The sequence below is a fragment of the Paenibacillus urinalis genome (assembly GCF_028747985.1).
Lineage (GTDB): Bacteria > Bacillota > Bacilli > Paenibacillales > Paenibacillaceae > Paenibacillus > Paenibacillus urinalis.
In genome coordinates this window covers 3,556,790-3,578,701 of record NZ_CP118108.1, presented here as the reverse complement: position 1 = coordinate 3,578,701, position 21,912 = coordinate 3,556,790, and the positions used below count along the sequence as shown (strand labels likewise).

Sequence of the window (21,912 nt, the reverse complement as noted above, 5' to 3'; positions counted from 1 at the left end):
AATGTTACCTCCTAAGAGTGATTTTTAGTGTTTAATACATACATACGCTCAAAAAATATGTTGGTTTCATATTTTTTAATTTAATGTGAATTGGATACTTCTTGTTCAGCATGACCGGAACGAATCAGGTCGGATACCCAATCACACCATTCCATTCCTGCCTTGGCTTTCATTGCTGCCTTCGTGTTGACAATATAATCACCGAAATAGGAATGTGTGGGTTGCACCGCTTCGTCTGGAAGCGCTTTGAGAAGATCTTCATAATAATCTTGACGAATCTGGTACCACTGTCTGCGTTCTTCAATCCATTGTCTGAGCAGAGCCGGATTCGTGATTTGAAAACAAATCAGCCGAAGACTCAGTTCGTCCCGAATAGGCGATGTTGACACGGGTGTATACATCCATTCCAATAATACCTGTATTCCCTTATCCGTGATCGTATACATCTTCTTATCCGGCTTATCTGTCTGCTCAATCCAGCGTGAAGAGAGAAGCTCATCCTCTTCCATACGGGATAGCAGCGGATAGATCTGACTGTGTTTGGCCGGCCAGTGGGGCTGAATCCTCAGCATGAGATCATAGCCAGATGATTCATCACGTGTCAATAACCCGAGCAAACCATAAGACAGTATGTTCAAGTGGACATGTCTCCTTTACTAAACTATAGTCTTGAATAATAGCGTAAAAGCGTTTTCCAAGACTATATATGTTTAAAAGTGTACACCACGACTGTATGGTTTGACAACCGTTATTGCTGTATGACGGATAAACTGTTGTTATAAATGTCACAGAAATTTAATAAAAAATGGCCTGGACTGCTGATCAGCAATCCAGACCCAAGGGATTAGAGAGATGCCTGGTTCTCATAACCATCCACAACAAGATCGAGTGCGCCTGTCTTAGGATCAATGATCATGCCGTGAACAGGAGTACCTGGGGGCAATAGTGGGTGATTACGAATCAACTCCACAGTTTCCATTACCCCTTCATGGACATTGTCAAACCCGCGCAGCCAGCGATCGAGCTTAATTCCTGCATGGTCGATCGTCTTGAGCACTTTCTCGTCGATGCCACGTTCCACCATATGCGAGAGCATCGCTTCACCATTTAGAGAGGCCATGCCGCATTCATGATGACCGACGACGACGACCTCATCAGCACCCAGCTCATATAAGCCGACTAGAACGCTTCGCATCGCACTTCCGAATGGATGAGAGATGATAGCCCCGGCCGTTTTAACGATCTTGACATCACCGTTTTTGAAGTTCATTGCTTTGGGAAGCAGCTCGACAAGACGGGTGTCCATACATGTTACGATCATCATTTTCTTCTGCGGGAATTTATCGGAGATATAGGCTTCATATTCTTTTTTCTCCACAAAGTTACGATTATGCTCCATGATTTGACTAATACTGTTCATTGTTTATACCTCCAGTTAATGAGTAGTTATTTTCTAAGCATTGACCGCACGTTCATCGCGCGGAAAAATGTATAACCCATAGTGCTGACCACTGCTGGATAGACGTAAGGACAGGTCTCCGGGATCGGTTGCCAAATTCAGCTCTTCTTCAAAAAAAACAGCCTTCTGGCTGTCCAAAATAAACGTAAGATCCGAAACGTTCGTATCCATTACGATATCCCCGTCTTCTTGCTCATCTACAATACGAAACGCAGGGACTCCGCTAACCGCACAGCCGCATCCCTCGCTGTCGTACATCAGTCGAATGAAGCCTGGCCTGTTACCGAGAACTTTGGTCAGGAGTTCTTCAGCTGCCTTACTAAGATTGATTTTCATAATGTAGGCCCACTCCTTTATTTAATCTTTTAGGGCGTGTCTTAAAACCCTAGTTAACGCTCTTAAATGTTGATTATAATCTTACCTAAAAGTATGATCAATAGGTAGGCGAATTAAAATATGGATGGGGTGACGATTATGAGCCAGCAATTACAGGCTAAATTAGAGCAATTTCTGGATCTGAACAAAAAAATCAAAAGCTACAATGAAGCGATTGGACTCCTGCACTGGGACATGAGCACCGGGGCACCGCGCAAAGGAATTGATACCCGTTCAGAGACGATCGGAATGCTGTCATCGGAAGCTTTTAAACTGCAAACATCGGAAGAAATGAAAGAATTGATCTCGTATTTAAATGAGGAGAGCGCATTTGCTGCCCTGTCAGATGTGCATCAGCGATTGATCAATGATTGCAAGAAAGAGCTCGAACGCACACAATCTGTTCCGCCCGAGAAGGTTCGTGAGTTCAGTGTTCTTACGGCTCAATCTCAAGCGAAATGGGAAGTAGCCAAGGAGAAGGCTGACTTTGCTTCGTTTGAACCCTACTTATCCCGAATTGTTGCCATGCAGAGTGAATTTATTGACTATTATGGTGTAAAAGATACACGTTATGACACATTGCTGGATATGTATGAGCCGGATTTAACGGTTGAGAAGCTGGATGAAGTATTCAGCCGATTAAAAGCTCGAATTGTTCCCCTGCAGGAAGCAATTAGTCAGTCTATACATAAGCCGGACACTTCCTTCCTCAATCAATCCTTTGATATTAAGCAGCAGTCCGAATTCAGTAAATATATATTGAAGGAAATGGGATATGATTTTGAGGCAGGCCGATTGGACGAGAGTGTACATCCTTTTGCAATGGGATTAAATCCCGGTGATGTTCGTATTACAACTCATTATTATGATACAGATGTGGCGAGCGCCATCTTCAGCTCTCTTCATGAAGGCGGTCATGCCCTCTATGAGCAAAATATTGATTCAAGCCTGGCAGGGACTCTCCTTGCCGAAGGTACATCGATGGGAATTCATGAGTCTCAATCGAGATTATGGGAGAATATGATCGGCAGAAGCCGGGCTTTCTGGGAGCATTATTATCCGGTATTACAGAACTATTTTCCAGAGCAGCTGGAGAACATTTCTCTGGATCGTTTCTATGAAGCCATCAATAAGGTAGAAAGCTCGCTGATCCGCATTGAAGCCGATGAGCTTACTTATAATCTTCATATCATTATCCGCTATGAGATCGAGAAGATGCTCTTTAATGAACAGCTGGATGTGAAGGACCTTCCGCAGGTATGGAACGAGAAATATAAACAATATTTAGGCGTTACTCCTCCTGATGACGGAGCAGGTGTGCTTCAGGATGTTCACTGGTCAGGCGGAGACTTTGGTTACTTTGCCTCCTACTCGCTTGGAAATATGTATGCAGCCCAAATCATGAATACAATGGCCAAGGAGCTTCCAGAATACGAGAATTATATAAAGGAAGGGAACCTTGCTCCAATCAAAGAATGGCTGACAGAGAAGGTCTACCAATACGGCAAATCCCGCAAGCCTTCCGAATTGATTGTTGCTATTACAGGAGAAGAGCTGAATCCGGATTACCTTGCCGATTATCTGGAGAGTAAATATAAAGAAATCTATAAACTATAAAGAGATAACTGTATCGTTAAACATAACTTGTCAAGCTGAAGGATTCTACAAGAGTCCTTCAGCTTTTTTTGCGTGAATAAGAGCGTAGTTTAAGAGAGTTTATACCGGGCTGATTAACCAATTGCGAATGGACTGCATAAATATGGTTCATACATTCTTTATTTCAAGGGAGGGCTATTCAATGAAAGGAAAAGCTTGGTGGATGCCTGCTGCAATTCTGCTGCTGTTATTCAGCGTCGTCCTAAGCGGCTGCAGCTCAAGCAGCAGCGGTAACGTGAAGGTTAACGTTGGCGAAGTAACCCGCTCTGTTTTTTATGCACCAGAGTATGTCGCTCACGCGCAAGGCTTCTTCGAGGAAGAAGGTCTGGATGTTGAGATTCAAACCACGGCAGGGGGAGACAAGACGATGGCGGCACTGCTTGCAGGCTCCGTCGATATCGCGCTGGTCGGTTCGGAAACGTCAATCTATGTGTATCAGCAGGGAGCAGAGGACCCGGTCATTAACTTTGCACAGCTGACGCAAACGGATGGCACCTTCTTATTTGCGAGAGATCAATCGGCGGAGTTCGATTGGGATCAGCTGAAGGGGAGCGAATTCCTTGGTCAAAGAAAAGGCGGCATGCCGCAAATGGCCGGTGAGTTTGCCCTAGGTAAGAAAGGGATCGATCCACATCAGGATTTGACACTGATTCAGAACATTGATTTTGCCAATATCACGTCTGCGTTTGCATCAGGAACAGGCGATTATGTACAGCTGTTCGAGCCGCAAGCTTCCATCTTCGAAAAAGAAGGGAGAGGCAAGGTCGTTGCTTCCTTTGGTGTGGAGAGCGGCAAGCTTCCGTATACCGTATTTATGACCAAACAGAGCTTCATCAAAGACAACCAAGACGTGGTCAGCAAATTTACGAACAGTATTCATAAGGCACAATTGTGGGTGGAAGAGCATACGGCAGAAGAAATAGCCGATGTGATCATGCCCTATTTTAAAGACGCGGATCGTGACATTATTGTGAGCAGTGTACAACGCTATAAGGATCAAGGTACGTATGCTTTGGACCCGATTATTGACGATAGCGAATGGAATAACCTGCTTGATGTAATGGAGAATGCTGGCGAGCTGCAGGAGAGAGTCCCTGCGTCTGCGATTGTAGACAATACTTTTGCTGAAGAGGCTGCTGGAAAGTAAGGTTCGCCGTTCATAAAAAGGATGTGAACAAATGACACGGATAGAACTGGATCAGATAACACATGTGTACGTAACGGAACGGGAGGCAAAGCTGGCTCTGGATTCCATCAGTCTGAAGGTCGAGGCTGGCGAATTCGTCAGCCTGGTAGGTCCAAGCGGATGCGGCAAAACGACCATTCTGTCCATGATTGCAGGCCTGCTGCAGCCAACGAAGGGAGAGGTGCGACTAGCCGGAGAAAAAGTCACTTCACCTTCTTCCCAAGTGGGCTATATGCTGCAGCAGGACTATTTGTATCCATGGCGCACAATTATGGCAAATGCCTCGATTGGACTTGAGCTTACTGGACAGCTCAGTGAAGCTTCGCTTCAAGCAACGCGAGATCTGCTCGCGGAGATGGGGCTTGCAGGAACAGAGGACGCGTATCCGCAGGCATTGTCAGGTGGAATGCGTCAGCGTGTGGCTCTGGTAAGAACGCTCGCAACGAACCCTGATCTGCTGCTGCTCGATGAGCCCTTCTCGGCTCTGGATTATCAGACCAAATTGCAGCTGGAGGACCTGATCTCAGATACGCTGAAGAAGCAGGGCAAGACAGCTATTTTGGTTACACATGATCTATCTGAAGCTATTGCAGTAAGTGACAGAGTCATCGTGCTGGACAAAAATCCGGGACGAATCCGCAAGACGTTTGAGGTTCCTGCATCCATCAGGGATGCTCAGCCGTTCCGTGCAAGAGAACAGCAAGGATTTAATGATCTGTTTAACGAAATTTGGGGAGAGCTTGATGACTCCGGGGGAAAGGGGTGATCATGTCTAATGGAAGAAGCAAAACCGTTGGAAGCAGCACGTCATGAAAAAACGCAGGAAGAGCAGTGGCTACACAACATTCATCTCCAGCACAAGAAGCGGAGAAGAAGATGGGGAAGATATGTCAGTCTGACACAGATTGCGATTCTTATCATGATGTTTCTATATTGGGAAGTTGCGGGCAGATTAAAATGGATCGACGTGCTTCTGTTCAGCTATCCTTCAAAGATTGGCGCACAGCTGTGGAAGGATGTGGTCAGCGGCGAAATATGGCTCCATACCTCAGTCACGGTGTTTGAAACGATTGTCGGCTTCCTGCTGGGTACACTTCTTGGCACACTCATCGCTGTACTGATCTGGTGGTCCCCTTTCTTATCGAAGGTGTTTGATCCTTATTTAGTCGTACTGAATAGTATGCCGAAGGTGGCGCTTGGACCGATATTTATCGTCATGTTTGGCGCAGGCTTTACTGCGATTGTCATGACCACCATATCGATTACAGTTATCATTACAACGCTTGTTGTATATAACAGCTTTAATGAAGTGGATCCTAACTATGTAAAGGTTGTACGTACATTTGGAGGAAACCGGAAGCATATTTTTCGCAAAGTGATCTTCCCTGCATCCTTTCCTGCGATCGTCTCCACACTTAAGGTAAATGTAGGTCTGGCCTGGATCGGGGTCATTGTGGGAGAGTTTCTTGTTGCGAAGGAAGGCTTGGGATATTTAATTATATATGGTTTTCAAGTGTTCAATTTTACACTCGTTATGTCGAGTCTGATTGTAATTGCTGTAGTCGCGACGGTAATGTATCAACTGGTAGCATGGCTCGAGCGTAAGCTGATGAATGGCAGGGAGCATTAATTTTCCACAGGGCTGAACTATTGATTCTATCCCGCATCAGTCCATATGTCTGTGACATGTCACATTGTTCCAGAAGGGAAAATCGTGTACGATTGATACCTACGATCTGAATGGGTACTAATATAATGGAATCGTTATTTATTGTACTCGCCTTATAGAGAGAAGAGAGGGTTATCATACATGGGTTTCCGCGTTATCAAAACAGCGATTGCTGCCTTAATGGCTGTGCTGCTGGCTGATGCTATGCAGTTAAAAGGACCAACGTCAGCAGGATTGCTGGCCATACTGGGTGTCGATGTTACACGTAAAAGAAGCCTGAAGACGATCTCGGCGCGATTTTTTGCGTCCGTAGTAGGGCTTCTTTTTGCTTCTGTACTTTTTTTCCTTTTTGGATTTCATTACTGGGTGCTGGCGATTTATATCCTCACGGCATTTCCTGCGATTGTGCGGTTTGGCTTTAAAGAAGGCATTGTCACAGGGTCCGTCGTTGTCTTCCGTGTATTTAGCGGAGGAGAGATGAGCCTTGAAGTCATTTGGACACAAATACTGCTGCTCATTGTTGGGCTTGGCTCGGCGATGGTCGTTAATTTAGCTTATATGCCAAAATCGGATAACATGCTCTTGAACATCCGTCATGAGATCGATGAGCTGTTTTCGGTAATTTTCACCCAGTTTGGCCGTACACTGAGAGATCCCTCTTACGTGTGGACAGGTGCTGAATTGATGGAAGCTGAGAAGGCAATAGACAAAGGAGTAGCAGCCTCCAAGCTGTATCTTGAGAATCAAGTGATCCACCCCAACGAGGAATGGACTGCATACTTTTATATGCGCAAGACCCAGCTGGATTCAATTCAGCATATGATGCATCTGATCTCACAGGTATATACGACAATGCCGCATGCAGAAATGGTAGCTGAATTGTTCGAGCAGTTAAGTGATGATGTATGCAATGAGTTCTATACTGGACGGACCGAGAAACTTCTAAGCATGGTAGAGCAAGAGTTTAGAACGATGGATCTGCCCACAACAAGAGAAGAATTCGAGATTCGTTCGTCGATCCGGCAGCTGTGCCGGGAACTCGCTTTGTACTTGAAGATTGCGAAAAAGGACAAGGCACCGTTCCCTGTCCCAGCAAAAGGAAATTAGCTGATTCAGCATCTAAGCCGCTATAAATTAAAAGTTATCTTTTTCAATTATATTTATCTTTAAATTGGTAACAAACGCCCATGTCCTGCATACATATAAATGGAATGATTGTATGGAGGAGGTTCAAAGATGTCATTGAGTCATAAACATCAATGTAGAGAGATTATAACGAAGGCGATCTGCGGCAAGGGTCGTAAGTTCTCTACCGTAACACATACCGTGACTCCGCCACATAATCCTACCAGTATTTTGGGGGCATGGATTATTAACCACGAGTACGAATCGGTCCCGGCAGGAGACGGAATTGAAGTTATTGGTACTTACGATATCAACATCTGGTATTCCTATGACCAAAACTCTCAAACCGATGTAGCGAAGAAGACAGTATCTTATGTAGAGAACATTCCACTATCTTACCTGGATCCTAAGCATCGTGCCTCCACTGTTGAGGTCTCTGCGGATGCAACGCAGGAACCGAGCTGTGTAGAGGCGACGGTAGCTTCGGGCGGAGGCAGTGTAGTCATCCGTGTGGAACGCGAGTTTGCAGCTGAGATGGTTGCTGAAACCAAGGTTCGTGTTGTCGTGTGCACGAACAACTGCAGTGAAGATGCAGACAAAGATTATGAATTCGGCTCACTTGATGGCGATTTTGACGAGCTTGATCCTGACTTGCTGGATGATGAGATCTAATTGGTGCTGCAACACCTATATGGCAATATATGCGCCGAACCTTTCGGCGTAGAGGGCGGCAGCCCTCCTTTTTTTATTTCTTTTTTTGGGGGAAGGACGGTCTAGATGCCATGGTTGTAATTCGAAATCCAGAGCATTACGAGTCGATGACAATGGAGGAGCGTGACGCAAGATTAACCCGCTCAGGACTTCGTTCTTCCCTAATTCATCCTAAGGAGAACAAGCTGCAGTTCCATGTGACTTACGAAGTCTTGGTCAGTCAGCTTCATGCGTTAAGAATCGTGAAAAAGAGCTATACCGGAATTCGGGAAGGTAACTTGACGGTACTGAAAAGGGAGGATAACACTTCACTCTACAATCGAATTGAACGTGCTGCGGTTCGAGCGGCATATGCTCTAAATCTGGAGCATGCGGAGATTGTGCTGCAGGCAGGAGGACAGCAAGGCATTAGCGTAAGCAGCGTTCATGCGCAGCCATGGTTAATTAGAGAAGGAATCGCTGAGTTGTACGAACAGGCCATGATGGAAAAGCAGCTTGCACTTGAAGCAGAAAGTAATTTACATACGTCTCCGGTACTCGGTATGGATCCCGAATTTCTACTCGTTAGTCAACAGGAGAATAGAGTGGTTCCTGCTTCCTTATTTCTGGAGCGAACGGGCGAAGCCGGGTGTGATGCGGTAACTCGAGGCGGACGAAGATCGTATCCTGTTGCGGAGCTGAGGCCTATGCCAAGCTCAGAGCCGCGTGAGCTGCTCGCTCATTTGATGCATGCGTTCTTAACTGCTTCCACGCTGATTACGGATCGCACGCTGTTATGGAGAGCCGGCGGGCTTCCGGTAAGCGGGCTTCCGCTTGGCGGACATGTACATTTTAGCAGAGTGGTGCTGACCTATGATCTGCTCCGTGCCCTCGACAATTACTTGGCGCTTCCGATCGCCGTATTGGAAGATCCTCGCAGCAGTGGCAGACGACCGAAATACGGCTACTTGGGTGATTTTAGAACTCAGCCATATGGCGGCTTCGAGTACAGAACACTCCCGAGCTTCTTGGTGTCCCCAATGGTTGCCAAAGGGGTCGTGTCCATAGCTTATTTGGTCGCTGCCAATTACAGGGTTCTCCAGCGAAGACCGCTTGATCTTACCGAGAATCATGAAGCCTTTTATAAGGGAAATAAACCAATTCTTCGCGGACTGGTTCATCCCTTGCTGCAGGAATTAACAGCTCTGCCCGATTACAACCGTCATCATAAATATGTGAATCCCTTGATCAATGCACTGTATCTAGGGAAGACATGGGATGAATCCAAGGATATAAGACCTCTCTGGAATATTCAGCAAAAGCCATGAATATGAGGTCTCTTTTTGATATAATAAGCGGATGAATCCGTATCATCGTTCAGATAAGCTATACTGAATGTATGATAGGACTCGATATGATCGATGCAAATTGTGTGGCAGGAGTGGTATAATTCATGGCTCAATATACGCCAATGATTGAACAATATTTAAAGGTAAAAGAGCAGGCGCAGGATGCGTTTCTTTTTTTTAGACTTGGTGATTTTTATGAGATGTTTTTTGAGGATGCAACCCTTGCCGCGAAGGAACTGGAGATTACGTTAACCGGCCGTGAAGGCGGTGGCGGAGAACGTATTCCAATGTGCGGCGTGCCTTATCATTCCGCCGATAATTATATTCAGCGATTGATTGAGAAAGGGTATAAAGTTGCAGTATGTGAACAAATGGAAGATCCGGCCGCAACCAAAGGAATGGTACGCCGAGAGATCGTGAGAGTGATTACGTCGGGCACCGTCATGGAAGGCAAGACGATTGGCGAGAAGTCAAACAATTATATGATCTGCTTGACACAAACCAGCGGTGTTTTGGCGATTGCTGCCTGCGATTTATCTACTGGAGAGCTGTATGTTACCTCTGCTCCATATTCTGAAAAGTGGCTCAAAGATGAAATTGGCATCTATGAGCCCTCTGAGCTGATCGGAGATGCCGAGCTGCTAGAGACGGTGCAGTCCGAAATGCTGGCAGGTAACCGGAAGATCACCTATACGGCTATTGACAAGAGTAAATCTGAGCTTGTGATAACCCAATTTGGTGAAGCTGCCTGGGCCCGTTTGGGGGAAGAGCGCAGACATTGCCTTGCGACGTTGTTTGCCTATCTGCATGAGACTCAGAAGCGCTCATTGGGCCAATTGACTCAAATCCAGACGTACGAGCCCGATCATTACATGATTCTCGATCCATTCACCCGAAGAAATTTGGAGCTTGTAGAAACGGTACGCGACCGCTCCAAGAAGGGCTCGCTTCTATCTCTGATAGATAAGACAGAGACTTCCATGGGAGCGAGGATGCTCAGACGCTGGATTGATAAGCCGCTGCTCCAACGACAGAAGATTGAGGAGCGTCTTGAAGCGGTGGACAAGCTGTATAACCAATTTATTCTGCGAAGCGACATTCGCGAGCAGCTGAAGGAAATCTATGATCTGGAACGACTCGTTGGTCGAATTGCATTCGGCAATGCCAATGGACGGGATTTGAATGCGCTCAAGGTGTCTCTTGATATGATTCCTGCGCTTGCCAAGCTGTGTGCAGATTCTCCTTCAAGCACCTTGCGCCATATTGCAGAAACGATGGATGATTGCTCGGATTTGCGCGATATGATTCATCATGCCATCGTGGACGAGCCGCCTGTATCTGTCAGAGAAGGCGGAATGATACGTGAAGGATATCATGAGCATTTGGATGAGCTGCGTTATGCAAGCGTGAATGGCAAGCGCTGGATCGCGGAGCTAGAAGCACAGGAACGTGAAATTACTGGAATCCGTTCACTTAAGATCGGTTATAACAAAGTGTTCGGCTACTATATTGAAGTGACCAAATCGAATATTTCCTCCCTTCCTGAGGGCAGATATGAACGTAAGCAAACTTTGGCAAATGCAGAGAGATATATAACACCTGAGCTGAAAGAGAAGGAGTCTCTCATTCTGGAAGCCGAAGATAAGATGGTCGGGCTTGAATATTCATTATTTATTGAAATTCGTGATCAGCTTAGTAAAGAGATTAAAAGATTGCAGAAGTTAGCTGAGCAGGTTGCAGAGATTGATGTGTACCATTCACTTGCTGCCGTCAGTGCAGAGCGCGGATTTGTTAAACCGAGCATCACGGATGGATTTGACATGAAGCTTATTGAAGGACGGCACCCTGTTGTAGAATCGGTCATGCGTGATGGTGCATTTATGGCAAACGATACGGTGTTAACACAGGAGGATCCACGAATTCTGCTGATTACAGGTCCGAATATGGCGGGGAAGAGCACGTATATGCGTCAAGTGGCGCTCATCTCTATTCTGGCTCAAATTGGCTGCTTCGTTCCGGCCGTGGAGGCAGAGGTTCCGATTATGGATCGGATATTTACGAGAATCGGCGCCGGTGATGACTTGATCGGTGGTCAGAGTACCTTTATGGTAGAAATGGCTGACATTCAGGTGATGACGGAAAAGGCAACTCCGCGAAGCCTGATCATTATCGACGAGCTGGGGCGTGGAACCTCAACGAGCGAAGGTATGGCGATTGCTCAGTCGGTTATTGAATATGTGCATGATCACATCGGGTGCAAAGCTCTGGTCTCTACTCATTTTCATGAGCTTGCCCATCTGGAGGATAGTCTTCCTTCTCTTCGAAATTATTCAATGGCCGTGCAGGAGAAGGAAAATGAAGTGCAGTTTCTACGCAAACTGATCCCCGGCGCGGCAAGCAGCAGCTACGGTATTTATGTCGCAAGACTGGCTGGACTGCCGAGCTCGATCATTGACCGTGCCAGCAGGCTGATCCACACCATTGAGGAGCACTCATTTGATATCGCTGGTGAAGGACATAAGGAGCCGCTTGAGACCGATTACCATCAAGCCGAGAAGGAAGCGGCAGCTTCGTCAGATCAAATGATGCTGAACGAGACCAAATTAGCTGCGAAGATGTTTGAAGAGGAGAAAATGGAAGTGCCGGCTGCTTCGTCTAATGAAGTTGTTCAGCTGTCGATTTTCGGAGATGAACTACTTGAGCCGAAGAAGAAAGCGTTGCAGGAAGCAAATGAGCTGGACCCAGTTGTCAAGCAGCTGATTAAACGGCTGAAGAATGCGGATTTAATGAACATGACGCCGCTTCAAGCGATGCAGCTCGTGAATGAATTAAAAATGAAAGTAACGGATATGTGAAGTTATTAACTTATAAACTTATAAATAAAAGGGAGGGGTAAAAGGTGGCTAGAATTCATGTGCTGGACGAGCATATTGCCAATCAGATCGCTGCCGGTGAAGTGGTGGAAAGACCCGCTTCTGTCGTTAAGGAGCTTGTGGAAAATTCCATTGATGCTGGAAGCACCCGAATTGATGTATCCATACATGAAGGAGGGCTCCAAAGCATCCGGATCACCGATAATGGAGGCGGAATTGATGCAGAGGATATGGAAACCGCCTTTTACCGCCATGCTACGAGTAAAATTGCAAACGGTCGGGAATTATTTGAGATCACGAGTCTTGGTTTTCGAGGAGAAGCCTTGCCGAGTATTGCTGCCGTTTCCAAAGTAAGGCTGATTAGTGCGACTGAATCCGACGGCCGTGGCCGTGAGATTGTCATTGAGGGCGGCAAGCTGATCAAGCATGATGATATTACAGCTTCTCGCGGGACCGATTTTTTGGTTGAGGAGCTGTTCTACAATACCCCGGCCAGATTGAAATATATGAAGACGATTCAGACGGAGCTTGGGCATATCTCGGATGTTCTGTACAGAATGGCGTTATCTCACGCAGATATCGCATTTACGCTAAGGCATAACGGCAACCTGCTCCTGCAGACCCTTGGCAATGGAGATCTGCTTCAGGTCATTGCTGCGATATATGGAACCTCGGCTGCCAAAGCAATGCTCCCGATCAGCGGGGATAATCTGGATTACCGAATCAGCGGTTATGTAAGCAGGCCAGATCTTACAAGGGCTAATCGCAATGGCATATCGACCATCATCAATGGCCGTTATATTAAAAATTACGGTCTGAACCAAGCTCTGCTTAAGGCCTACCATACGCTGCTTCCTGTCAATCGGTTTCCGCTTGCCGTATTGCAGCTGGACATGCATCCGTCATTAGTGGATGTTAACGTTCACCCGGCAAAATTGGAGGTTCGATTCAGCAAGGAGCCTGAGCTGTATGCCTTTGTGGAGGAATACACCCGTGCTGCACTTAGGCAGGAAGTGCTCATTCCTCAAGTGATTAAACAGAGTATTGGAAAGCCGGAGAGCAAATCGTTTATCCAGGAGCAATTTCATTTTACTAAATCGAAGCCGAAGGAAGAGCAGGCGAATGCATCGAGTTTGGACAGATCTGGAACTTCATCCTTATCGAGAACTGAGAAGAAAATATATAATCCATCGGATCAGCAAGGTGTTAGCCGACCTATTTATGGAAGGGAAATGAGCCAGTCTCTGCCTCGGCCAAGCGAAGCTGAGGACAGGGAACGATCAAGCACAGCAAATACCGAGAGTGCGGCAGGGGGTTCTAATGCTGCACCGATTGAAGATATCGATGACAATTTCAATAGGCTCGATTCTTCCAACTACCACAATACAGATAAGCAAAATGATCATCATACTCAGGACAGTCAGTCTTATGTGCCTAATGTGAAGGACAAGCAGCATGTGATTAGAGAAGCGAAACTGAATCGTGCAAATGGGGATTATTACCGGGATAGTGCTGCGCTGAAGTCTAAGAATGCACAAGGAATGAGCAGGAATCATTATGCTCAGCTGGCGGGGATAAAGGCGGAGCTGCCACAGTTCCCTGAGCTGGAGCTGATCGGACAGCATCACGGAACTTATTTGATCGCACAAAATGAGAACGGGCTGTACCTGATTGACCAACACGCTGCACACGAGAGAATTAACTATGAATTCTACTACAATCAATTCGGAAATCCGGTTGAGGCTTCTCAGGAGCTCCTGCTCCCGATTACGCTGGAGTTCACACCTTCGGAGGCAGAGCAGCTGAAGGACAAGCTCCATTGGTTTGAGCAGGCTGGGGTATACCTCGAGCATTTTGGTGGACAAACCTTCCGTGTTACATCCTACCCTTATTGGCTGCCCAAAGGCGATGAAGAGTCAATCATTCTGGAAATGGCGGAATGGGTGCTGTCAGAGCGGGGAATTGATCTGTCCAAGCTGCGCGAAGCCGCATCCATCATGTGCTCATGCAAGGCATCAATTAAAGCCAATCAGAAGCTGACAGATCAGGAAGCGGCCGTGCTGTTAGAGCGGCTTGCGGACTGCAAGCAGCCTTACACTTGTCCACATGGAAGACCTATCGTTGTCTCGTTCTCAACCTATGATCTTGAAAAGATGTTTAAAAGAGTGATGTAATGTGGAACAACATGAAGTAGTTGAACGAAATCAGAGGCTTAAGATTAGGAGAAATTAAATGATAATTACAACAGGCGATACGAATGCAAAGACGCTTGCGGAGCGTGCGGTTCGTCTTGCTGAGGTTACCCATTCAAGCTATGTTCAGCGAAATAAAGCTTCCTTGGCCAAGCTATCGGAACAATATGGCGATGAAGATATTATCGTTGTCGTAACGAATGGCGTTCGTTTGATCCGTCCAGGGGAGCCTGTGCTCGAATTTCATCCAAGCATGGGATTTGTTCGGGCGAAGCGCGTATTAAAAGGGGAAAGCGACCCTATGCTGGAAGCTGCGAAGTTCCAGAAAGGTGACTCTGTACTGGACTGTACGGCAGGTCTTGGAACGGATTCGCTGGTGTTCGCCGTCGCCGCAGGAGGAGAAGGACATGTCACCGCTTGTGAGAGCTCTCACACTTTGTACACCATACTACTAGAGGGCATGCGGTATTACCGGAGCGGCAACGGCCGTGTGGATGAGGCACTCAGATCCATTCAGGTGAAGCACAGCAATCATTTAGAGCTGCTCCGCAGTATGAGTGACAATAGTGTCGATGTCGTATATTTTGACCCGATGTTCCGTGAGCCTGTTATGGATTCGAGCGCGATTCGTCCTTTGCGCAGATATGCGAATAGTGCGCCTTTGGCGCTGGAGAGCATCACAGAGGCCAAGAGAGTGGCTAGAAAAACAGTGGTTATGAAAGAAAAAAGGGACAGTGGTGAATTTGCCAGACTCGGTTTTAGTACCGTGAATCGTGCCCATTCAAAAACAGTGTACGGAGTGATTGAACTTGACAGAAACTCAAAAGCCTAAGCTGCTAGTCCTGGTGGGACCTACTGCCGTAGGCAAGACAAAAATGAGTATCGAACTGGCTAAGACCTTTCAATGCGAAATTATCTCAGGAGATTCCATGCAGGTCTACAGACGGATGGACATCGGGACGGCGAAGATCAAGCCTGAGGAAATGGGAGGTATCCCTCACCATCTTATCGACATTCATGAGCCGGATTACCCATATTCTGTCGCAGAATTTCAAGAGGAGAGCCGCAGGTTGATTCGAGAGATACATGAGCGCGGTAAGCTGCCTTTTATCGTAGGAGGAACTGGTCTGTATGTTGAATCGGTATGCTACGATTTTCAATTCTCTGAAGCAGGCTCTGACGAACAATTTAGAAAAGCACAGTTTGATTTTGCGGATGCAAACGGAGCGGAGGCATTGCACCAGAAACTTCGGGAGGTAGATGCAGACAGTGCCGCAAGACTTCATCCAAACGATGTGCGCAGAGTGGTGCGATCCCTTGAAATATATCACATGACCGGAGTCAAACAATCCGAGCAGCTGGCTGCACAGAATAAGCAGTCTCCCTATGAACTCTGCATCGTCGGTTTGACAATGGATAGAGAAATGCTATATAACCGTATTGAAGACCGAATTGACGAAATGATGGAGGAAGGGCTGGTAGAGGAGGTTGCTTCACTTCTCAGCCAAGGTGTGGGTCCCGGCTCTATTTCCATGCAAGGTCTTGGTTACAAAGAAATTGCTGCATACCTGCGTGGAGAAGTGCCGCTGGATATAGCAGTTAGTGAACTGAAGAGGGATACGCGTCGCTTCGCCAAACGACAGCTGTCCTGGTTCCGTCATATGAAGGATATTCAATGGGTGGATATGACGGACACAGCAAATTTTTCTACGAACTTCGCTACTATACGTGATATAATAGCAGATAAGCTGAATTTGGAGCATGATTATTCTTCAAATCAATCTAATTGAACTTATTGGGGGTACGGCTAATGACCAAGTCCATCAACATCCAAGATACGTTCTTGAATCAAATGCGCAAAGAAAATATTCCAGCTACTATTTTTCTCGTCAACGGTTTTCAAATTCGCGGGACTGTCAAGGCATTTGATAACTATACCATTGTTGTCGACAGTGACGGACGCCAGCAAATGATTTACAAACATGCCATATCCACCTTTACACCACAACGGAATATTTCTCTTATGCAAAATGGCAGTGGTGAAGAATAAAATCAATCATTGAAACTTTTAAAGAGTCCATTTCGTTAATACGTATAGGATTGAGGCGGAGCAACCTGTAAAGGTTGTTCTTTTACTTCTTAGGAGAAAGTTTACAAAATGGTTTCAATTCTATGAAAAAAGACTTAAAGACTAGCATGAATGTGCTACACCTATAAGGGAGTCAGGAGGTACCATGTCAAACGATACATTGTCTAGGTCCGGGAATCGTAAGAATAATCAAAAAGAGAAGAAACCAGGACCTAAGAAAAAGAAAAAAATATCGGGTAAACGTGTAGCCTGGACATTGTTTTTTACAGCTGCTTTTGTCATCTTTGTTGCGCTTGCCGGCTATCTGTTTATTATGGTGAGCGGAGAGCGGATCTTACAGGCCAACTTTGACAAAATGACCGTGAACGAAACATCCAAGGTATATGACCGAAATGATGAGGAGATCAGTGAGCTGTCCATTGAGAAGCGTGATCCTGTAGATGGAGAGGATATTCCTCAAATCTTGAAAGATGCCTTTATTGCGACAGAGGATAGAAGGTTCTACGAGCACAACGGTGTAGATCTGTGGGCGATCGGTCGTGCAGCAGTCACGGATATTATGGCCCGTTCTCTGGTTGAGGGCGGTAGTACCATCTCTCAGCAGCTCGCCAAGAACGTGTTCCTGACGCGGGATAAAACGTTCTTCCGTAAGGCGACGGAGATGTCCATTGCGCTTGCCATTGAACGGAATTATTCAAAGGATGAAATCTTGACGATGTATTTAAACCGTACCTGGTTCGGATACCAGAACTATGGGATTCAAACCGCTTCGGAGTTTTATTTCGGCAAGAGTGACCTGAATGAGCTGGAAATATGGGAAGTTGCGACGCTGGCGGCGATTCCTAAGGGCCCATCTGCTTACAATCCGGCAGGTAATCCTAACGACTCCAAAGAAAGAAGAGGAGTTGTCCTTCAATTAATGTATGATCAAGGATACATTTCGAAGGAAGAGATGGATGAGGCCAAAGCAGTGGATTACGCTTATGAGCGTCCGGAAGAGGAGAAGAAATACGTTGCCTATGTCGATTACGTGCTGAAAGAGGCTGAGCGTGTAACAGGCAAAACAACGGATGATCTGAACATCGGTGGTTATAAAATCTATACAGCGATGGCTCCTGAGGCTCAAGAAGCTGTAGAAGCCGCTTTTAAGAATGATGAATTGTTCGAAGAAAGCGCATCGGACCAGAAGGTGCAGGGCTCCATGGTGATTATGGACCATGCAACAGGCGGTATCGTTGCGATGCAGGGAGGCCGCGATTATCAGCGTCAAGGCTGGAACCGCGCGACAAGCAGCTATCGTCAGCCAGGATCTGCGTTTAAGCCGATTGCTTCCTATGCACCGGCTCTAGAAACTGGTGATTTTACAATGAATACACCACTAAGCAACTCGCAGCAATGCTTTGGTGATTATTGTCCTCGGAACCTGCACGGATATTCGAATACGATCGGCATGGCGGATGCCATCACGAAGTCTGAAAATATTCCTGCCGTGTGGCTGCTGAATGAAATCGGCGTTAACACAGGATATGAGTTTGCCGAGAAGCTGGGGATTACGATGACGGATGGTGACCGCAATCTATCCATGGCGCTTGGCGGCTTGGATAAAGGAACGAATACGCTTGAGATGGCTTCAGCATACAGTGCATTTGCTAATCGCGGTCAGTATCAGGAAGGTCATGCTATCTCACGAATTGAGAACAGCGATGGCAAGGTGATTTATGAGTATGAATCAGATGCCGAGCAAGTAATGAGTGAGCAAACCGCTTATCAAATGACAGAAATGATGCAAGAGGTTGTCAATAGCGGTACAGGTACAAGCGCGAAGCTGGATCGTCCTGTGGCTGGTAAGACAGGAACGACACAGAGCGGTTACGAAGGAAACAGCGCGAACCGTGATGTATGGTTCGTCGGCTATACACCAGAATACACCGCCGCAGTCTGGATGGGATACGATAATCCGGATCAGCAGCACCTGCTGAAGAACAGCAGCCGACTTGCAGCTACCTTCTTCAAGACGGTTATGGAAAAGGCGCTTGAAGGAGTGGAGCGCAAGGAATTCTTTGTGCCGGATAGTGAAGTTCCAGAGGTAACGGAACCGCCAGTTGAAGAGGAAGAGCCGGAAACGGATCTGACGGTTAGTGGACTGAGTGCCTCTTACGATAAAGAGGCTCAAGCCGTATCACTGAGCTGGAGCGGGTCATCAACCGAAGGCTTACAATACCGAATCTATCGTAAAGAGACGTCGGAAGGAAGCTTCAGTCGAATCCAGGATCAGATCTCGGGAACTTCGGCAACGGACACGGGAGCATTACCTGGTCTGACCTACGAATATTATGTCACCGTTATTAATCCGGAGAACGGGGAGGATGCAAGTGAGTCCAACCATGTGTCACTGTTTATCGAACCGGTAGAGGAGGCTCCAGAAACTCCGGAACAGCCGGAAGTACCTGAAGATCCGGGTACAGATCCAGGTCAAGGTCAAGAAGACCCGGATAATAGCGGTAACGGTAATGGAGAAGGGAACGGAGCGGATACCGGTGAAGGAAACGGCTCCGGTAATGAAGGTAATGGTGGAAATGGCTCCGGCACTGGCAATGGTGGAAATGGCGGGGGTCAAGGAGGTAACGACACTGGCAATGGTGGTAACGGTACGGAACCTCCTTCCAGCGGAGGGGAAGGCAATAACGAAGGTGGAGAAACTCCGCCGGAGGAAACTACACCTCCATCTGGTGAAATCTCACCTCCAGGAGAAGATAACCCGCCAACCACTACAGTTCCCGGTACAACGACACCTTAATAACATTAGCGAAAGACCTGCTGTCACAGTGACGGCAGGTCTTTTTTTGCGCGTAGGTACTGATTTGTTTTGGTTATGAGTAAATTTTGAGTGTATAACTTAAATATGGTAAGCTGTTTTTAATAAAGCGGATATTGGATGAGTAAAGAGGGATTGAGATGAAGAGAAAATTTGGAGACAGAGCGAACTGGCGCCGAATTACCAATCGGCAATTCACCTGTCGATATGTAGAGAGCGAGGAGTTTACCGGTTATTTATCCCTTTATACCATCCATGAGTTAAAGGAACCTTTATGGAAAACTTATGGAGGGTATACGTTCTGCACAGCGGATAAAGGGTATTCCTGGCTTCAGTATTTTCCTAAGGATGAGCACTTTGTTGTGACGGCGATGTTTGATGACCAGGAACGGATTATTGAATGGTATATCGATACTTGCCGTAGTCAGGGTGTCACAGATCAGGGCGTTCCTTGGTTTGATGACTTATATTTGGATGTTATCGTTCTGAGGGATGGAGAAGTATTCCTACTCGACGAAGATGAACTAGATGACGCTTTGGATAAGGGGCATATTACGACAACAGATTACGAATTGTCCATGCGGACAGCGCAGTACTTATTGCATTCAATTGATGCGCATTCCTTCCCTTATTTCCAGATGTCATTGGAACACCGTTCCACTTTGTTCGAGAATGGGGAATTCAAGGAGTGAGCTATGGCATTTGAGCAAGCAAAACCTATAAATAATACACCCAGGAACACGAAATTTTTGCGAAGTGCATTTAGGATATTAACAGCACTCGTAATTATTGGACTGATCTGGGTCGTTTATGTACAATGGAAAATTTTTAATCCGAAGGAGACAACGGAATTTGCTGATCCTGTTGACGCGGGCATTGTACTGGGGGCGTCGCTCTGGGGCGACGAACCCAGCCCGGGTCTCGCTGAACGGCTGGACAAGGCTATTGAGTTGCATGAAGCAGGGAGCTTCAGATACTTTATCGTTACCGGTGGATTGGACAGTCCTCAGCACCGACTTACCGAGGCCGAGGGGATGCAGCGCTATCTTGTAGAGCATGGTGTGGAGCCATCTCGTATTTTGCTAGAGAATGAAGCGACCAGTACGTACGAGAATTTATTGTTCAGCCAGAGAATTATGACAGATCAGGGCCTTGCTTCATCGATTATTATTACGCATGATTTTCACGGTATGCGATCACTTGAAATCGCCGAGTTTCTTGATTATGAAGCACCACTGCTCTCACTTGCTGAATCTGTGGCTATGCCATTTTTGCCAAGCCAAATTCGGGAAACGCTTGCTTATACGAAGTGGAAGCTGGATGCCGCTCTTCTGAGCTTTCAGTAACAATTTTTTAAGGGAAACTTCTAATAACATTGAACTAACTAGAATACTTTAGATAGAGAAGTTAGCCCCTTATGGAGTTGAGGTGAGCGTGTATATGAACGGAAGAGCGATGGCAGCAGGAGAGCGGCCGGAAGGCAGACCTTCCAGGCAGATCAATGTCGTTTTGCGTAATCAGCCAGAAGGCTATGGTCTGAATAAAGAGTCGATATCAGATCCGGAAGAGACTGCCGCCTCTTTGAAGAACAATCCGCAGTTTGCGATGTATCAGGATATACAGAAGGAATTGGATCAGCTGGTGGGCCTCGAGAGCATTAAGGATTTTGTGTTTGAAATTTATGCATTCCTGCAAATTGCACAGATGAGATCTGATGCGGGACTCATGAGCGGTTCTCATGTGTATCATATGGTGTTCAAAGGCAATCCCGGTACCGGCAAGACAACGGTTGCTCGTATCGTCGCCAAGCTGTTTCAGAAGATGGGGGTCCTGACCAAAGGGCATCTTATTGAGGTCGAGAGAGCTGATTTGGTCGGCGAGTATATTGGTCACACGGCTCAAAAAACGAGAGATTTGGTGAAAAAGTCGTTAGGCGGTATTCTGTTTATTGATGAAGCCTACAGCTTGGCACGCGGCGGTGAGAAGGATTTTGGCAAAGAGGCGATTGATACGCTTGTTAAAGCGATGGAAGATCACAAGAATCAATTTATATTGATTCTTGCGGGCTATTCTGACGAGATTGATTTCTTCATGCAGACCAATCCCGGACTTCCGTCCAGATTCCCGATTCAGATCGAATTTCCTGACTATACCATTGATCAGTTGATTCAGATTTCAGAGCTTATGGCTAAGGATCGAGATTATATTTTGATGCCGCAGACCATACTCAAGTTAAAGCAGCAACTGCTTGATGAGAAAAATGAAACGTCACAAGCGTTCAGTAACGCACGGTATGTTCGCAATTTGATTGAGAAATCGATTAGGCATCAAGCGGTCCGGCTGCTGAATCAGTATTCCTCAGGAAACCCTGGCAAGCTGGAGCTGATGACACTTCGGGTTGAGGATTTGAAGCTAGACAAGAAATGAGCGATAA

The 21,912-nt window shown here is 46.5% G+C and carries 19 protein-coding genes; 16 read left to right on the top strand and 3 right to left on the bottom strand.

The genetic code is table 11. The features are described 5' to 3' along the window. Positions 1-80 precede the first annotated feature (80 nt). From PUW25_RS16445 to PUW25_RS16435, 3 genes are all read right to left on the bottom strand, one after another. Positions 81-638, bottom strand: coding sequence for a PadR family transcriptional regulator (locus tag PUW25_RS16445; RefSeq protein ID WP_047910681.1), 558 nt, complete (start codon positions 636-638; stop codon positions 81-83). A gap of 206 nt (positions 639-844) precedes the next feature. Next, entirely contained in the window at positions 845-1,420 is a 576-nt protein-coding gene (locus PUW25_RS16440) for a beta-class carbonic anhydrase (RefSeq protein WP_047910680.1), read from the bottom strand. Between the two features lie 33 nt (positions 1,421-1,453). Continuing rightward, positions 1,454-1,795 carry an iron-sulfur cluster biosynthesis family protein gene (locus PUW25_RS16435; protein ID WP_047910679.1) on the bottom strand — a complete coding sequence of 114 codons (342 nt, stop codon included), beginning with the start codon at positions 1,793-1,795 and terminating at the stop codon, positions 1,454-1,456. 138 nt (positions 1,796-1,933) lie between these two features. Between PUW25_RS16435 and PUW25_RS16430 the strand changes: the two genes are divergently transcribed. The 16 genes from PUW25_RS16430 (at position 1,934) to PUW25_RS16355 (ending at position 21,905) form a co-directional block, all read left to right on the top strand. Next, on the top strand, positions 1,934-3,451 hold the full coding sequence (locus tag PUW25_RS16430; protein ID WP_047910757.1) for a carboxypeptidase M32: 1,518 nt from the start codon (positions 1,934-1,936) through the stop codon (positions 3,449-3,451). 181 nt (positions 3,452-3,632) lie between these two features. Further along, positions 3,633-4,637, top strand: coding sequence for an ABC transporter substrate-binding protein (locus PUW25_RS16425; RefSeq protein WP_047910678.1), 1,005 nt, complete (start codon positions 3,633-3,635; stop codon positions 4,635-4,637). A gap of 31 nt (positions 4,638-4,668) precedes the next feature. Next, positions 4,669-5,442 carry an ABC transporter ATP-binding protein gene (locus tag PUW25_RS16420; protein ID WP_274337298.1) on the top strand — a complete coding sequence of 258 codons (774 nt, stop codon included), beginning with the start codon at positions 4,669-4,671 and terminating at the stop codon, positions 5,440-5,442. A 9-nt stretch (positions 5,443-5,451) separates the two neighbouring features. Then, positions 5,452-6,306, top strand: coding sequence for an ABC transporter permease (locus tag PUW25_RS16415; RefSeq protein ID WP_274337297.1), 855 nt, complete (start codon positions 5,452-5,454; stop codon positions 6,304-6,306). Positions 6,307-6,486: 180 nt separating this feature from the next. After that, positions 6,487-7,452, top strand: coding sequence for an aromatic acid exporter family protein (locus PUW25_RS16410; RefSeq protein WP_047910675.1), 966 nt, complete (start codon positions 6,487-6,489; stop codon positions 7,450-7,452). Positions 7,453-7,581: 129 nt separating this feature from the next. Next, a complete protein-coding gene (locus PUW25_RS16405; RefSeq protein ID WP_047910674.1) occupies positions 7,582-8,142 on the top strand; it encodes an outer spore coat protein CotE in 561 nt (186 codons plus the stop codon). Between the two features lie 110 nt (positions 8,143-8,252). Beyond that, the gene (locus tag PUW25_RS16400) at positions 8,253-9,488 is read left to right on the top strand and encodes a putative amidoligase domain-containing protein (RefSeq protein ID WP_047910673.1); all 1,236 of its coding nucleotides are present in this window, start codon (positions 8,253-8,255) and stop codon (positions 9,486-9,488) included. A gap of 125 nt (positions 9,489-9,613) precedes the next feature. Then, positions 9,614-12,364: a DNA mismatch repair protein MutS gene (gene mutS, locus PUW25_RS16395; RefSeq protein ID WP_047910672.1), complete on the top strand. Its 2,751-nt coding sequence runs from the start codon at positions 9,614-9,616 to the stop codon at positions 12,362-12,364. A 44-nt stretch (positions 12,365-12,408) separates the two neighbouring features. Beyond that, the gene (gene mutL / locus PUW25_RS16390; protein ID WP_047910671.1) at positions 12,409-14,556 is read left to right on the top strand and encodes a DNA mismatch repair endonuclease MutL; all 2,148 of its coding nucleotides are present in this window, start codon (positions 12,409-12,411) and stop codon (positions 14,554-14,556) included. Positions 14,557-14,614: 58 nt separating this feature from the next. After that, positions 14,615-15,406, top strand: coding sequence for a class I SAM-dependent methyltransferase (locus PUW25_RS16385; protein ID WP_047910670.1), 792 nt, complete (start codon positions 14,615-14,617; stop codon positions 15,404-15,406). Then, complete coding sequence (miaA, locus tag PUW25_RS16380) at positions 15,384-16,364, top strand: tRNA (adenosine(37)-N6)-dimethylallyltransferase MiaA (protein ID WP_047910669.1); 981 nt, start codon at positions 15,384-15,386, stop codon at positions 16,362-16,364. The genes PUW25_RS16385 and miaA overlap by 23 nt, the downstream gene beginning before the upstream one ends. Before the next feature lie 20 nt (positions 16,365-16,384). Next, positions 16,385-16,624, top strand: a complete 240-nt coding sequence (hfq, locus tag PUW25_RS16375) for an RNA chaperone Hfq (protein WP_047910668.1) — start codon at positions 16,385-16,387, stop codon at positions 16,622-16,624. 184 nt (positions 16,625-16,808) lie between these two features. Further along, positions 16,809-19,460, top strand: a complete 2,652-nt coding sequence (locus PUW25_RS16370; RefSeq protein ID WP_274337296.1) for a transglycosylase domain-containing protein — start codon at positions 16,809-16,811, stop codon at positions 19,458-19,460. A 158-nt stretch (positions 19,461-19,618) separates the two neighbouring features. Continuing rightward, a complete protein-coding gene (locus PUW25_RS16365) occupies positions 19,619-20,170 on the top strand; it encodes a ribonuclease FAU-1 family protein (protein WP_047910667.1) in 552 nt (183 codons plus the stop codon). Positions 20,171-20,173: 3 nt separating this feature from the next. Next, entirely contained in the window at positions 20,174-20,824 is a 651-nt protein-coding gene (locus PUW25_RS16360) for a YdcF family protein (RefSeq protein ID WP_047910666.1), read from the top strand. Positions 20,825-20,918: 94 nt separating this feature from the next. Continuing rightward, positions 20,919-21,905: an AAA family ATPase gene (locus PUW25_RS16355; protein WP_047910665.1), complete on the top strand. Its 987-nt coding sequence runs from the start codon at positions 20,919-20,921 to the stop codon at positions 21,903-21,905. The last annotated feature ends 7 nt before the right edge of the window (positions 21,906-21,912 follow it).

Bases quoted from the DNA above. Each gene is read 5' to 3' on its own strand.
- PUW25_RS16435 (WP_047910679.1), bottom strand. From the start codon at position 1,795: ATGAAAATCAATCTTAGTAAGGCAGCTGAAGAACTCCTGACCAAAGTT.
- PUW25_RS16440 (WP_047910680.1), bottom strand. From the start codon at position 1,420: ATGAACAGTATTAGTCAAATCATGGAGCATAATCGTAACTTTGTGGAG.
- PUW25_RS16405 (WP_047910674.1), top strand. From the start codon at position 7,582: ATGTCATTGAGTCATAAACATCAATGTAGAGAGATTATAACGAAGGCG.
- PUW25_RS16355 (WP_047910665.1), top strand. From the start codon at position 20,919: ATGAACGGAAGAGCGATGGCAGCAGGAGAGCGGCCGGAAGGCAGACCT.
- PUW25_RS16400 (WP_047910673.1), top strand. From the start codon at position 8,253: ATGGTTGTAATTCGAAATCCAGAGCATTACGAGTCGATGACAATGGAG.
- hfq (WP_047910668.1), top strand. From the start codon at position 16,385: ATGACCAAGTCCATCAACATCCAAGATACGTTCTTGAATCAAATGCGC.
- PUW25_RS16430 (WP_047910757.1), top strand. From the start codon at position 1,934: ATGAGCCAGCAATTACAGGCTAAATTAGAGCAATTTCTGGATCTGAAC.
- PUW25_RS16420 (WP_274337298.1), top strand. From the start codon at position 4,669: ATGACACGGATAGAACTGGATCAGATAACACATGTGTACGTAACGGAA.
- PUW25_RS16415 (WP_274337297.1), top strand. From the start codon at position 5,452: ATGGAAGAAGCAAAACCGTTGGAAGCAGCACGTCATGAAAAAACGCAG.
- PUW25_RS16425 (WP_047910678.1), top strand. From the start codon at position 3,633: ATGAAAGGAAAAGCTTGGTGGATGCCTGCTGCAATTCTGCTGCTGTTA.
- PUW25_RS16370 (WP_274337296.1), top strand. From the start codon at position 16,809: ATGTCAAACGATACATTGTCTAGGTCCGGGAATCGTAAGAATAATCAA.
- PUW25_RS16360 (WP_047910666.1), top strand. From the start codon at position 20,174: ATGGCATTTGAGCAAGCAAAACCTATAAATAATACACCCAGGAACACG.
- mutS (WP_047910672.1), top strand. From the start codon at position 9,614: ATGGCTCAATATACGCCAATGATTGAACAATATTTAAAGGTAAAAGAG.
- PUW25_RS16385 (WP_047910670.1), top strand. From the start codon at position 14,615: ATGATAATTACAACAGGCGATACGAATGCAAAGACGCTTGCGGAGCGT.
- PUW25_RS16365 (WP_047910667.1), top strand. From the start codon at position 19,619: ATGAAGAGAAAATTTGGAGACAGAGCGAACTGGCGCCGAATTACCAAT.
- PUW25_RS16410 (WP_047910675.1), top strand. From the start codon at position 6,487: ATGGGTTTCCGCGTTATCAAAACAGCGATTGCTGCCTTAATGGCTGTG.